Origin of the sequence: Nocardia sp. XZ_19_231 (assembly GCF_015355705.1) — a bacterium.
Classification (GTDB): domain Bacteria; phylum Actinomycetota; class Actinomycetes; order Mycobacteriales; family Mycobacteriaceae; genus Nocardia; species Nocardia salmonicida.
Genome location: NZ_JACUZI010000005.1, coordinates 404,463 through 417,974, shown reverse-complemented (window position 1 = coordinate 417,974; position 13,512 = coordinate 404,463). Strand labels below are relative to the sequence as shown.

Sequence of the window (13,512 nt, the reverse complement as noted above, 5' to 3'; positions counted from 1 at the left end):
AAGTTTCTCTCTCTCAGGCAGGCAGTCGGAGCGCGCCGGGCGCGGACGCGGGCACCGCGGGACGGTCCGGGGCGACCGGACTGATCCGCTGGTAGGCGGTACCGAGGTCAGGACGCGGATCCGGCTCACCCTTGTTGGGCCAGAACGCCATCGCACGCTCGGCCTGTGCGGTGATGGTGAGCGACGGGTTCACGCCGAGATTGGCGGTGATCGCGCTGCCGTCGGCGATGTGCAGGCCCGGATGGCCGTAGACGCGCTGGTAAGGGTCGATCACGCCGGTATCGCGGGAGTCGCCGATGGTGCAACCGCCGATGTAATGCGCGGTCGCGGGGATATTGAAGATATCGGTGGCGATGTTGCCGGTGATGCCGTCGGACTCGGCGGCGAAGCGACGGGCGATATCGTGCGCCATGGGAATCCACTCGGGATTCGGCTCACCACTGCCCTGTTTGGTCACCAACCGCTTGCCCTTCATATACGAAGTCAGCGAATTGTCCAGCGATTGCATGACCAGCAAGATCACCGACCGCTCCGACGCACCGTGCGCGTTCTGCGAACGCACGAATTGCACCGGATGCAAAAGAATCGTCAGCAACAGCCGCAGGAACCGGAACGCCCCGCCGTCGACCATCGGCACCGTCTGCACGAACAGCGCGTTCTGCCCCTTGCCGTAGGTGCACACCTCCACGTGCGTCTGCGGTTCCGGGTGAATGGAGGACGTGATCGCCACACCCTGGGCGAAATCGTGACGGGACTTGCTGGTGACCCCGATGATCGCCTCGGAATTACTGCGCGTCAGTTCACCGACCCGCGAGGACAACTCCGGCAGCGTGCCGTCACCGCGCAACTTGTGCAGCAACTTCTGGGTGCCGAGCGCCGCCGCCGCGAAGACCACCTGCTGGGCGGTGAACGTGCGACGCTGCTTGCGCACCAAGCCGTTGGACTGCACCGTCTCCACGCGATAACCGCCGCTACCGTCGGGCGCTACCGCCGTCACCGTGGTCAACGGATGCACCTGTGCGCCGTTGCTCTCGGCCAGGTGCAGGTAGTTGAGCGTGGTGGTGTTCTTGGCATTGTGCTTGCAGCCGGTGAAGCACTCCGAGCAGTGGATACACCCCGCGCGGCGCGGACCGGCGCCGCCGAAGTACGGGTCATCGACCTCCACGCCCTCGGAACCCTCGTTGAAGAAGACTCCGACATGGGTGCGATGGAAGGTGTCGGCGACCTTCAGATCCCGCGCGATCTGCAACAGCACGTCGTCCTTCGGCCCGATCCGCGGGTTCTCCACCACGCCCAGCATCCGCGCGGCCTGGTCGTAATACGGCGCGAGCTCGGACTTCCAATCGGTGATGTGGGCCCACGCGCGATCGCTATAGAACTCCGGCAGCGGTTCGTAGAGCGTATTGCCATAGATCAGCGACCCGCCGCCCACGCCCGAACCGCTGAAGACCAGGCACTTACCGAGCGCGCTGATCCGCTGCGGCCCGGTCAGACCGAGGCGCGGCGCCCAGATGGCCTTGGGAATGTTCCAGTTGGTCTTCGGATAGTCCTCGGCGTTCCAGCGCCTGCCGGATTCGAGCACACCTACCCGATAGCCCTTTTCGGTCAGCCGCAGCGCGGTCACGCTGCCACCGAAACCGGAACCGACGACGATCACGTCGTAGTCGTAGTCGTTCATCGTGACACCACCTCATAGTCGGCCGGATCGAACCGCGCCTGCTTCTTGTATTGGATTCCGAGCAACGGCCAGTTAGTCGTGATGCGGCCGTCGGCCTGGCGATACCACGACGAGCACCGACTCCACACACTTCCGGTGAGCTGCGCCTGGATCCGCTCGTCGTAGGCCTGTTCCACGTCCGGACGAACCGTCAGCGCGCGACCGGACGCCGCGAGATGGGCGACATAGTCGCCGAGGTACTTCGCCTGCGCTTCCAGGAAGTAGATGATCGAACCGCCACCGGTATTGGTGTTGGGGCCGTACATGATGAACAGGTTCGGAAACCGCGGCACGCTCATCCCGTAATAGGCGTGTGCGCCGCTGTCCCACTCCTGCCTCAGTTCCCTGCCCTGCGCGCCCGTGATGGTCATCGGGGCCAAGAACTCGGTGCTGGTGAAACCGGTGCCCCAGATGATGACGTCGACCTCGTGGTCACGCCCGTCCGCGGTGCGCACACCCGAGGCGGTGATCTCGGCGATCCGCTCGGTGGTCACCTCCACGTTCGCTTCTGCCAGCGCCGGAAGATAATTGTCGGAGAACAGGATTCGCTTGCACCCGACCGGATAGTCCGGCCACACCTTCTCGAAAAGACCCGGCTTGGCCTTGGTCTGCCTGCGCATATGCCACTTCGACACCGCCTTGATCGCGGCGGCGAGAGGTTTGGAATACACCCAGGCGACGCTGAGCCCTTCGACCACGCTGTACCAGGTTGCGCGTTCGGCGAGCTCGGTCACCGGCACCTTCTCGAACACCCGGTGATGGCGCTCGGAGAACTCCCGATCAGGGCGCGGGATGATGTAGGGCGCGGTCCGCTGGAACAGCGTCAGCTTCTCGACCTGCTGTTGCACCTCGGGAACGAACTGGATCGCACTCGCCCCGGTGCCGATGACAGCCACCCGCTTGCCGGTCAGGTCGATGTCGTGATCCCACTCGGCGGAGTGGAAACTGCTGCCGCCGAAGCTGTCTCGACCTTCGATCGCCGGCACGGAGGGCCGCGACAGCTGCCCGACCGCCGACACCAGCACATCGACCACCACGGTGTCCCCGCCGCTGAGCCGGACCGTCCACTTGCCGGTCGCGTCGTCGAACGCGGCGCCGAGTACCTCGACACCGAAGCGGATATGGCGACGGACATCGTATTTATCGGCGACGTGCCTGATGTAGTCGAGAATCGCCGGCTGCCGTGAGAATCGGTGCGGCCAGCGCGGATTCGGTTCGAAAGAGTACGAGTAGAACGGGGACGGCACATCACAGGCAGCACCGGGATAGGTGTTCTCCCGCCAGACGCCACCGACATCGTCAGCCTTCTCGAACACGACAACGTCGTCGAAGCCGCGCTTCTTCAGTTCGATGACGGCCGCCAAGCCGCCGAACCCGCTGCCGATGACTGCAATGGACGGGGTCATGAGGTCCCTTCGAGAACGATGCGAGCACAGGTATCGGGGTCGTCGCTGAACGGGAGGTGCCCGCAGCCGGGAAGGTCGAGATGACGCGCGAACGGCAGCACCACGCGTGCTCGCGCGCTCTGGGTGCGGTGCACGAGCACGACGTCGCGGGTGCCCCACGCGATCGTCACCGGAATATCACCCAACGAGCCACGGTCGTCGCCGGGATCGAGGACGTAATTGTCGAAATCGTCGCGCGCGGCCGCGAAGGAGGTCGCCCCGGCCAGCCCCGCCAAGTCGCTACGAGCGGCATCGGGGTCGACGCGGACCGGGTGACCGAACATGCTCGAGAGCAGGATTCTGCGGCCTGCGGGATATTCGACGAGCCGGTCCAATGTCGGCCCGGCGGTACGGGCGGCACCACGCATGCTGGTGAGCAGGACCTGAGTCCACCGCCGTCCGACGGGCCCGTAGAAGCCGACCGGTGAGAACGCGGTGACCCCGGACGCGACTCCGGTGCGACCCAGTTCGATGGCGATGCCACCACCCATGGAGCTGCCTACCACGTGCGGGCGTGCAATTCCGTTGTCCGCCAGCCAGCGCGTGAGCCAGGCGGCGTACCCGCGTGGACCCGGCCGGACATCGTCAAGCGCGGGCGAGTCACCGAAACCGGGCAGGTCGATCGCGATGACCTCGTGCTGATCGGCCAGTAGGTCGATGATCGGCGCGAAGACCTGCCAGCGACTGCCGAGGCCGTGCACCAGCACGATCGGCGCACCACTACCACGGCGGAGGTGAGAGATCTGCGTCATCGCAGCCTTTCATCCAGAGAAACAGTTACTGCGTACGGTATGTTGATTGCATCAGCTCGATCCACCGTCGTCAAGTGGTGACTGCCGACACATTTCCCCTAATCTACCGAGTCTTGTCGGCAGGACGTACGATTTCTCAGGTGACCGTGCAACCACCGCGCCGCACCCAGGCCGAACGTCGGGCATCGACCCGCGCCAGAATCTTGGCCTGTACTGCCGAATGCCTGCTCGAACGCGGCTACGCGGCAACCACCGTCAGCGCGGTGCAGGAACGTGCCGGGCTCGCCCGCGGCACCGTGCAGCACCACTTCCCCACCAGAGCCGAACTGCTCATCGCCGCCACCACCGAGGTGGTCGACATCCGGCTCGAGAAGTTCCGGCGCGAAGCCGAACTCCTCCCGCCCGGCCGCGACCGACTGCAATCCGTCGTCGACCTCGCCTGGCGCGACCTCAACAGTCCCGCCTTCTTCATCGCACTCGACCTCTGGGTCGCCGCGCGCACCGACACCGAACTCCGCGACCAGCTCGTCACCGAGGAGCGTCGCGTGTTCACCGAAATGCGCAGGCTCTACCTGCAAGTACTCGGCGAGCCCTATACCTCGGACCCGCGCGCCGAGGTCCTCGTCGAATTCACCATCGACATGCTCACCGGGCTCTCGATGACCGCCATGCTCACCGGAACCCTCGGCGAACGCGAGGCGGTGCTGCGCCGATGGAAGCGCGCACTGGCTGTACTCGCCGGACAGCTCCCCAGCGAGGAACTCCTCGACGGAAGCCCACTGCCCATCGGGGCGAGCTGACCACTCGCGACTTCGCCCTAGTCGCCCGAAGTCTCCACGCCGGACAATCCGTTCCAGCACAGCGCCACGACAGTGTCGACAGCCTCGGCCATCGGAATCGGACGACCCGTGTCGAGCCACTGCCGAGCCGCGAGGTGGCTGGCGCCCACCACCCCGAACGCGCACGCGTAGGCACGGACGTCATCCATCCCCGCGGCGCGCAGCTCCGCGCTGACCAGCACCGCGCATTCGCCCATGGCATTGCGCACCCGCCACCGCACACACGGCTCACTCGGCACCGGCGACTCGAAGACCAGGGTGTGCCCACCGGCGTCCTCGGCGACGAAATCGAAATAGGCCCGCACCGCGCGGCGCACCTTGTCCTCTTGACCGTCGGCGTCGGCCAGCGCGTCCCGGATACCGTCGACCATCCGGTCCAGATAACCCTGCAACACAGCGAGATAGAGATCTAGCTTGCTCGCGTAGTGCGTGTACAGCACCGGCTTGCTCATCCCGGCCCGGATGCCGATGTCGTCCATGCTCGCCCCGTGGTAGCCGTGGGCGACAAAGACCGAACGCGCGGCGTTCAACACCGTGAGTCGTCGCTGGGTGCGGGCAGCCGTCTCGGCGCCCTCGACAGCCGCAGCGTCGTCGAAGAGAAGTGTCATGGGGTGTCCGGGGATTCGAGGGTGCTCACCATGTGAGCACCGGTTTGACGACAGCGCCCGCGCGCTGGTCGGCCAGCGCGGTACCGACCTCGGTGTGTGGGTACCGGGCGATGAGGCGCTCGACCGGGAAGCGACCGGCCGCGTACAGATCGAGCAGCTGGGGAATGAAGGTGGCAGGCACGCTGTCACCTTCGAGGCAGCCACGAATCACCTTACCGTGCAGCACGAGATCGCCGATATCGACCGGTGGCGCGCCACGGCCGAGACCGACGGCCACCACCGTGGCACCGACACCGAGCGCGGCGACAGCATCACCGAGAACAGCGGCGACACCGGTCGTATCGAGCGCGTGGGTCGCACCGCCCTCGGTGAGTTCGCGGATGCGTGGCGCGGTGGGCCCGTCGGCGGGATCCAGCGCCGCGTCAGCGCCGAGCTCCACAGCCAGTTCCCGCCGCGCGGCAGATGTTTCGACGACGACCACGCAGACATCGGGAATCGACCGAGCAGCGAGCAAACCCGCCATCCCGACCGCACCCGCCCCGTACACAGCGACCCACGCACCCGACTCCGGGCGCAACGCGTTCAGCACAGCGCCCGCACCGGTCTGGAAACCGCAACCGAACGGCGCCGCCACCGCGAGGTCGATCGTGGGGTCGATCACGATCGTGTTGTCCTCGGTGGTCAACGCGTAGCCGGCGAAACTCGACTGGCCGAAGAATCCGTCCAGTACCGGGGAACCGTCGACAAGCGCCCGGGGTGTGTCGTGCGCGCGCCGTCCGAATTGGTTGAGCGCGGTCGCGCGGTGGCAGTAGGCGGGGCGATCGGCCGCGCAGTTGCGACAGGCGCCGCAGTGCCGGAAGGTCAGCACGACATGATCGCCGGGCCGGATCGTACGCACGTCGGCCCCGACCGCCGCGACGACACCCGCGCCCTCGTGTCCGAGCAGAATCGGACGATCCGCGGCACCCGCGCGGCGACTGACCAGATCGGTGTGGCAGATCCCGGCGGCGGCGATCCGCACCAGGATCTCCCCGGCGCGGGGCTCGTCGACTTCGATCGGCTCGATCGAGAACTCCGCCGACGGATCGCGCGACAACACCGCCGTTGTGCGCATCAGGAGACTCCTTCCAGCAGGAAGTAGAAGTATTCGCCGCGGGAGAGAACCAGTTCGGGGCGCCCGTTCATGATGCCCATCAAGGTGGTGTCATCGAGCCACTTGAAGTGGTCGAACACCGCGCGGCCGTCGTAGACCATGGTCGCGGTGACCTCGCCGCGGAACTCGACATTCCACAGGGTCGCTTCGCCCTGCCCCAGCTCGACATTCGAGAACAGGGTGCCGTCCTCGGCCCGGCACATCAGCGGCTTCGCGTCGTCGAGAGCGAGGAAATTCTTGCCGTACCAGCGGCTGGCAGGCAGCGCGCGGCACAGCGGGTGACCGGTCTGGAACGCGTCGCCGCGCCATTCACCGAGGATCTCCTCGGCGCGAGCCGGGCGTAGCCGGGTCCACAGCTGGTCCAGATCGGCGGTATCGACACCGTCGGTCTGCTCCCTGAGTTGCTGCCACCGTGGTTTGTCCGCGCTCATCAAGCCCTCGTCTCACAGAGTTCAGAACCGTCCGGTTCACATGGGACCATAGTTCCGAACCAGATGGTTCGGCAAGGGGTACGCTTCGGCACATGCGGGCGGCAGGTCAGGCAACACGGGAGCGAATACTCACCGCGGCGAAAGCGGAGTTCGCCGAATTCGGCATCGCCGGTGCTCGGATCAACCGCATCGCGGCCGCCGCGCACGCCAGCAAGGACCGCCTCTACGCGTACTTTCCCGGCAAGAACGAGCTCTACGCCGCTGTCACCGAACGCTGGACCACCGAGACCAGTAGCGAAGCCGCCATGTCCGCCGACGACCTTCCCGCCTATGCCGGCCGCCTGTTCGACCACTTCATCGCCCACCCCGATAACGCCCGGCTACAAGCCTGGTCCGAACTCGAGCCGTCCGGCGATATTCCCCAGGTCCTGCGGCGCACCATCGACGCGAAACTCGTAGAACTCCGCCGCGGCCAGCACGAAGGACTCGTCACCACCGATATCCCGGCCACGATCCTGCTCCACATGCTCACCGACCTCGCTCGCACGTCAGCCGCTCACGCGAGGGCCGGATCCGTCGTGGCCGGCCGCGACCGACTGGCGGAGCAACGCTCAGCGATGGTGTCGGCCGTCGCGCGCATTGTGACTCCTCGATAACACCGGCTCCCACCGCGACCAAGCAGCTGGGAGCCCCCCTGGCTTCCTTGTGTTCTTTTAGAGCTGGCTTGCGTGAGCATGTTGCGATGACAACTAATCGGAACACATGTTTAGATGCATATATGTACGTATCGACATTAAATAAAACTGGAGTACGGGAACCAAGATCGTCGACGTAGCCCTCGAACACTCGAACCCGACATGTCCAGAACGATTCAAACCTGTACCGCCCCTTGGTTAGCGCGCTCCCCCACCACCGGCCGGGCCGGACAGCGCGGCCCCACTCCCCCACCCCATACAGTTGCCGGAATGAACGAGGATCTACGCATCTGCTTCATCGGGGACTCCTTCGTCCAGGGCATCGGTGACCCGGAGTACCGCGGCTGGGTCGGCCGCGTACTCACCGCGACCGGCCCCGGCATCACCGCGTTCAACCTCGGCATCCGACGCAACACCTCCGACGATGTCCTGCGTCGCTGCTGGCGCGAAGTCGACCCGCGCGTGCTGCCCGGCGCCGACAATCGCCTGGTGATCTCCTTCGGCAGCAACGATGCGGTCGTGGAGGACGGCAACGTGCGGGTCGGCAAGGCGCGCTGCCTCGACAATCTCGCGACCCTCCTGGCTGAAAGCCGCGAGCGTGCGATCCGTCCACTGGTGATCGGCCCACCACCTGTCATCGACGGCGGCGAGGAGCACCTGCGCCGAACGGTGGAACTCGCCGACGCCATGGCGGAGCTGTGCAGCTCGCGTGAGGTGCCCTTCGTCGCCACCACCGAGCAATTGGCCGAAGACCCGATCTGGGCCGGCGAAGCCACGGCGGGCGACGGCGCCCACCCTGGCAGTGACGGTTACCAGCGCTTGGCCGAGCTGATCCTCGATGGCGGGTGGCACTCGTGGATCGCCCGGCCTCGGCCGTGAGGGTCAGTCCAGAATGCCGAGATGCGTCAGGTCACGGACATATTTGGCGATGAGATCTGCCGGCAGGTGCGGGATGTCGTGGTCGGGACCGATCTGAGCGGCGCGGACGGCGGCCCGGAAGCCGTCGGCGGGCAGGGCCGAGCCGCGCAGTGGACGGCCGGGCTTGCGGTAGGCGTCGAGTAGCGGGAGCAGGGTGTGCTTGCGCTGGGGTTCGGGCAGGGCACGCAAGGCGGTTTCGAAGCGGGCGAACCAGTCGTCGTAGCTGTCGATGCGATCGATGCGGTGGCCCGCTTCGATCAGCCAGCCGACGAACACGTCGAGGGAAATCCCGTCGTCGTGCGGGTTCAGGACGTCATAGGTGCGGTACCCACTCGAGGCAGCGGCACCGAGTTCGGTGATGGCCGTGGCGACGAAATCGGCAGGCAGGCCGTCGTAGTGGGCGCGCTGTGGTTGCCCGTGGGAATCGGTGCGGTAGAACGATGTCGGCGCGAGCCCGGTGACGAGCACACTCAGCAGCAGACGGGTGAAGACGTCGGGCACGTTGAGCTGTCCGCGGAAGTGACTGTGCGCCAGGATCATGTCCGAGCGGAATACCGCGACGGGCAGGCCGAATCGCTCGGCGGCCTCGCGTAACAGAACCTCGCCCGCCCACTTGCTGTTGCCGTAGCCGTTGGCATAGGAATCGTCCAGTCGGCGAACCGGACTCATGACGCGCACGTCGCCGTCCTCGGCGAAGGACTCCCCCTGCGCCGCGACGGCCACCGTCGACAGATAGCTCACCGGCTTGCGGGTAGTTGTCAGCGCCAGCCGGATGATCTCGGCCGGGCCGACCACATTCGGGCCGAACAGCTGCGCATACGGGAGCACATGGTTCACCAGTGCCGCGGAGTGCACGATCAGATCGACCTCGCCGGCCAACCGGTCCCAGGTCGGCTGCGGCAGGCCGAGATTCGGTTCACCGATATCACCGGGCAGCACTTCCAAGGTGTCCTTCGCGAGAACCTGGAAGTGCATGGCCAGCTCACTGTCGCCGGTGTCGAACGCCGCGTCGAGGCGTTCTCGGGCGGCGACCGCGTCACCGCCACGGACCACGCAGATCACCTTGCCTCCCGCCGGGGCGAGCCGTTCGAGCCAACTCAGCAAGAGGAACCGCCCGAGATAGCCGTTCGCGCCGGTGATCAACACCGTCTTCGCGGGCGTAGCGGCAGGCACGCGCGCGACGGTGCCGACATCAACGAACTTCTCGAGCGTCAGATCCGCGGCGCGAATCTCGGTAGCGTCCCTGCCGTGCACCGCATCGGAATCGGTTCTGTGCGTGCCGGGTTCACGCTCACGGCGTATGTAGTCGGCGATACGCGCCAAGTCGCTGTCCGGTCCGAGCAGCACGTTCACGGGCACGTCCACCGCGAGCAGTTCCCGGAGCAGCGTCGAATACGACAGCGCAGCCAGCGAATCACCGCCGAGATCACCGAATCGTGCGTCCGGACGCAGATCCGCCGGATCGCCACCGAGCACGGCCCGAGCGGCACGGGCGACGGTGTCGTACACCGGCAGCCCTGGTGCGTCGCGACGCAGCCGCTGCAGTTCGTCTTCCTGACCCCGCGCGAGGTCGGCATAGAGCTGCTCGAGACGCTGCCCGTACCGCTGTTTCAGCTTGGGCCGCAACAGTTTCCCCACTCCGGACAGCATCCCGTCGGCTGTCGAGAACGGTTCGGACTCGATGATGAAGTCACGCGGAATCTCGTAGGGCTCGAGTTCGGCCGAAGCGGCGGCGCGGTGTAACGACGCACTCACCGCGGCACGCATGTCGTCGGCGGGCCCTACGAGCGCGGCCTCGGTGGGCACCACGACCGCCAGCAGATAGGCGCGTTCGCTGCTGCCGTACACGTAGATCTGGCGCACCAGGTCCGCGCCCGCGAACACCGCTTCCAACCGCGACACCGTGACGAACTCGCCCTGGGAGAGCTTGAGGACATTGTTGCGGCGGTCGACATAGGCCAACCGGTCGGGCGCCAACTCCACGACCACGTCACCGGTGCGGCAGAACCCGTCGGCATCGAAGACCTCGGCGGTCACCTCGGGGCGGCGGTAGTACCCGGCGATCATGGTGGTGGTCTTGAGCAGTAACTCGCCGCGTGGATACGGCTTGTCCGTGCCGAAATAGCCGAGCTCCGGCACGTCGACGAGTTTGTAATCCAGTACCGGCGGGCGCATCACCTTCGTATCGAAGATCACCCCGCCGCCGGTCTCGGTGGAGCCGTAGCCGTCGTGTAGACGCAGGTGCAGTACCGACTCGACGAAGGCACGCAGGTCGGGTGCGATCGGCGCGCTGCCGCACAGCACAGACAGCAGCCGACCGCCCAGGAACTGTTCGCGCAGTTCGGTTTTCACCGTGTCGATCGCCGCGTCGCCGCGCTCGGCGACCGTGCGCTGGAAGCGCTGCAGGATCATGTCGCACACCCGGGGCACCAGGAAGATCTCGGTGGGCCGCACCAGCGTGATGTCGGTGAACAACGTCGACAGGTCCGGCGCCGCCGCGAAATACGCCGTGCCGCCACGGGCGAGCACGCTGTTGAGGGTGAGCCGAGCGGCGATATGGCACATCGGCAGGAAGTTGACATTGATCGCGGTCAGCGGCCGCGCGGGCTGCCAGCCGACCGCGACCAGGCGCTGGGTGTACATCGCACCCTTGGGTGTACCGGTGCTGCCCGAGGTGTAGATCAGCAGGGCGAGTGGGTCCTCGCCCTCCGCGGGCACGCTCAGGGGAGCCTCGTCGGCGAGGCGGCCCTGCTCGATGGTGTCGTCGAGGGTGCTGAGCACGAGGCCCGATCCCCCGGCCCGAAGACGGGCGCGGGCGGCGTCGAGGGCATCCCGGTGATCATCGTCGTCGGCGTGATGGTCGAACACGATCAGCGAACGTGGTGTGACGCCGGCCAGCACCGCGTCCACGGCGGTGCCCAGATGCGCGGTATCGACCGCGAACACCGTCGGCTCGGTCTCGTCCAGAATCGACCGCAACTGCTCCAGACCCGCGCCCGCCTGCAACGGCACCGCGACCCCACCGAGGTGGATCGTGGCGAGATCGAGCACGGTGTAGTCGGCACTGGTGAACCCGAGCACCGCGACGAAATCCCCCGCGACGACACCGTCGCGATGCCAGGCCGCGGCGAGCGCGCGAGTGCGCTCCCACACCTGCCCATAGGTCAGCAACTCGAACTCCGGCAACAGCTTTCGCGTAGACCGTCCGCCGGTCTCGACCAGTTCGGTACGGCGGGTGCCCAGCGCCGGGCGATCGGCGTAGGCGGTCATGACGGTCTCGACGATGCGCGCCGTCGCGAGTCCTGGGGTCGTCACGATGGCGTGAACATCCTCGACGGGCCGCGCCGCGCGGATCTGCTCGTCTTCGGCGTAGAGCGCCTTGATGCGGTCGGCCAGCTGCCCCGCGGCGAGCTCTACCGTCATGCTTCACACTTCCGAATGCCTTGCCACGCTTCACGTTGCGCGGACTCGGGGTCGACCAGGACGCGCGGCGGATGGTCGATGATGGAGGTGGTCCGGCGTTCGGCGGTGTAGGGCGACCACGGCGACAGCGGTTTGCCGGTACGGGCGAAGCTGAGCCAGTTGTCCTGGATGTGGTCCTGGACCGCGAGGAAGGCCCGCCTGCCGCCTGCTGCGGTCATCGCGCGCCCGACCGGTCCGTCGACCCAGCCGAAGACCGGGACCAGGTCGAGCGCGTGGGTGGCGCCGAAGCCCGCCAGGTGCAGCGCGCGCGGGGCGTAGTCGTAGCGGTAGGCGTAGGTGGGGGCGTAGCGGCTGTGGCCTTCGAGCACGGCCAGCGTCGGGCGTAGGAACAGGTGGTCGCCGCCGACGCGCACTGCGGTCCGCGCCGCCGGGTAGCCGGGGTAGCTGCTGGTCACCCGCTGTTCGGTGCCGGGCTCATAGCGGCCGAAGATGGTGCTGAGCTGCTGAGGGGTGTGTGGCACCGACTTGGCGAAGCGCTGGAACAGCGTCGCCTCGTCGCGATTGGTGCCGATGATCAACGGCACCGGATGCGCACGGCCCGCCGCGATCGCGTCCAGGGGCGTCTCCGGGAGGAAGTCGCCGTCCGCGACAGGGGCGTAGGGAAAGCTGCCCGGCTCCTCGCGCAGCGAACGACCGAGTGCGCGGTCGCCGGCCCGGCACAGCTCCTTCGCGGACACGGTACTCAGCACGGTCGCGGCGTCGGCGGGGGTGGCGCCGAGCCGGTCCAGGCAGAGACGGGCGAAGCGGCGCGCCTCCTCCGGTGTCGAGGTCCAGTCAGCGGGGGCGCTCTGCGCGATCGCCCGATGGAACAGGCCGCGCGCGGCGGGCGTCGCCAACAGGCTGACCACCGCGTGCGCACCGGCCGATTCGCCGAAGATGGTGACGTTGTCCGGGTCACCGCCGAACGCGGCGATATTGCGACGCACCCATTCCAGCGCCGCGACCTGATCGCGAAGTCCGAGATTCGAGTCGAAAGGCCTGTCAGCCGTGGAGAATTCGCTGAAGTCGACATACCCGAGCGCGCCGAGGCGGTAGTTCACCGACACCACGATCACGTCGCCGCGTGCGGCCAACCGTGCGCCGGAATACATGCTCGACGTGCCGATCAGGTATCCGCCACCATGGAAGAACACCATGACCGGGCGCGGGGTCGCCGACGGCGTCGCCGGTGCGGTGACATTGAGCGTCAGGCAATCCTCGCCGGTGGGTTGCCAGGTTCGCGGGCCGATGCGGGCACCGTTCGGATTCTGCACGGCGGCGTAGCCGAACTCGGTCGCCGACCGCACCCCCGTCCACGGTCGAACGGGCTGGGGCGCACGCAACCGCAACGCTCCGATGGGTGGGGCCGCGTAGGGCAGGGCACGCCAGCGGGCGATTCGACGACCCGCACGACCGCGCACGACTCCGTCGGCGCTCACGATCTCGGTGGACAACATCCCTCGAATGTACGTGGTACCGACGGTACCGCGCA

At 67.0% G+C, this 13,512-nt stretch carries 11 protein-coding genes; 3 read left to right on the top strand and 8 right to left on the bottom strand.

From position 1 onward, the window contains the following. Positions 1 to 13: 13 nt before the first annotated feature. The 3 genes from IBJ82_RS23945 to IBJ82_RS23935 are packed head-to-tail and all read right to left on the bottom strand — an operon-like array spanning position 14 to position 3,914. Positions 14 to 1,678 (bottom strand): GMC family oxidoreductase, encoded by a 1,665-nt coding sequence (locus IBJ82_RS23945; RefSeq protein ID WP_194828207.1) that lies wholly within the window; start codon positions 1,676 to 1,678, stop codon positions 14 to 16. Next, positions 1,675 to 3,123, bottom strand: a complete 1,449-nt coding sequence (locus IBJ82_RS23940) for an NAD(P)/FAD-dependent oxidoreductase (protein WP_194828206.1) — start codon at positions 3,121 to 3,123, stop codon at positions 1,675 to 1,677. The genes IBJ82_RS23945 and IBJ82_RS23940 overlap by 4 nt, the downstream gene beginning before the upstream one ends. Then, positions 3,120 to 3,914: an alpha/beta fold hydrolase gene (locus IBJ82_RS23935; protein WP_194828205.1), complete on the bottom strand. Its 795-nt coding sequence runs from the start codon at positions 3,912 to 3,914 to the stop codon at positions 3,120 to 3,122. The genes IBJ82_RS23940 and IBJ82_RS23935 overlap by 4 nt, the downstream gene beginning before the upstream one ends. A gap of 140 nt (positions 3,915 to 4,054) precedes the next feature. On the opposite strand from IBJ82_RS23935, the gene IBJ82_RS23930 reads away from it, so the two are divergent. Further along, positions 4,055 to 4,714, top strand: coding sequence for a TetR/AcrR family transcriptional regulator (locus tag IBJ82_RS23930; protein ID WP_194828204.1), 660 nt, complete (start codon positions 4,055 to 4,057; stop codon positions 4,712 to 4,714). Positions 4,715 to 4,731: 17 nt separating this feature from the next. Here IBJ82_RS23930 and IBJ82_RS23925 read toward each other — a convergent pair whose 3' ends face one another. The 3 genes from IBJ82_RS23925 to IBJ82_RS23915 are packed head-to-tail and all read right to left on the bottom strand — an operon-like array spanning position 4,732 to position 6,945. After that, complete coding sequence (locus tag IBJ82_RS23925; RefSeq protein WP_194828203.1) at positions 4,732 to 5,361, bottom strand: TetR/AcrR family transcriptional regulator; 630 nt, start codon at positions 5,359 to 5,361, stop codon at positions 4,732 to 4,734. A 25-nt stretch (positions 5,362 to 5,386) separates the two neighbouring features. After that, positions 5,387 to 6,475, bottom strand: coding sequence for an NAD(P)-dependent alcohol dehydrogenase (locus IBJ82_RS23920; RefSeq protein ID WP_194828202.1), 1,089 nt, complete (start codon positions 6,473 to 6,475; stop codon positions 5,387 to 5,389). Then, the gene (locus IBJ82_RS23915) at positions 6,475 to 6,945 is read right to left on the bottom strand and encodes a DUF4334 domain-containing protein (RefSeq protein ID WP_194828201.1); all 471 of its coding nucleotides are present in this window, start codon (positions 6,943 to 6,945) and stop codon (positions 6,475 to 6,477) included. The genes IBJ82_RS23920 and IBJ82_RS23915 overlap by 1 nt, the downstream gene beginning before the upstream one ends. 92 nt (positions 6,946 to 7,037) lie before the next feature. Between IBJ82_RS23915 and IBJ82_RS23910 the strand changes: the two genes are divergently transcribed. Both IBJ82_RS23910 and IBJ82_RS23905 read left to right on the top strand, forming a co-directional pair. After that, a complete protein-coding gene (locus IBJ82_RS23910; protein ID WP_194828200.1) occupies positions 7,038 to 7,601 on the top strand; it encodes a TetR family transcriptional regulator in 564 nt (187 codons plus the stop codon). 309 nt (positions 7,602 to 7,910) lie between these two features. Then, positions 7,911 to 8,519 (top strand): GDSL-type esterase/lipase family protein, encoded by a 609-nt coding sequence (locus IBJ82_RS23905; protein WP_194828199.1) that lies wholly within the window; start codon positions 7,911 to 7,913, stop codon positions 8,517 to 8,519. A gap of 3 nt (positions 8,520 to 8,522) precedes the next feature. On the opposite strand, the gene car is transcribed toward IBJ82_RS23905, so the two are convergent. Next, complete coding sequence (car, locus tag IBJ82_RS23900; protein WP_194828198.1) at positions 8,523 to 11,981, bottom strand: carboxylic acid reductase; 3,459 nt, start codon at positions 11,979 to 11,981, stop codon at positions 8,523 to 8,525. Further along, positions 11,978 to 13,477 (bottom strand): carboxylesterase/lipase family protein, encoded by a 1,500-nt coding sequence (locus tag IBJ82_RS23895; RefSeq protein ID WP_194828197.1) that lies wholly within the window; start codon positions 13,475 to 13,477, stop codon positions 11,978 to 11,980. Before IBJ82_RS23895 ends, car begins: the two co-directional genes overlap by 4 nt. Positions 13,478 to 13,512: the final 35 nt, after the last annotated feature.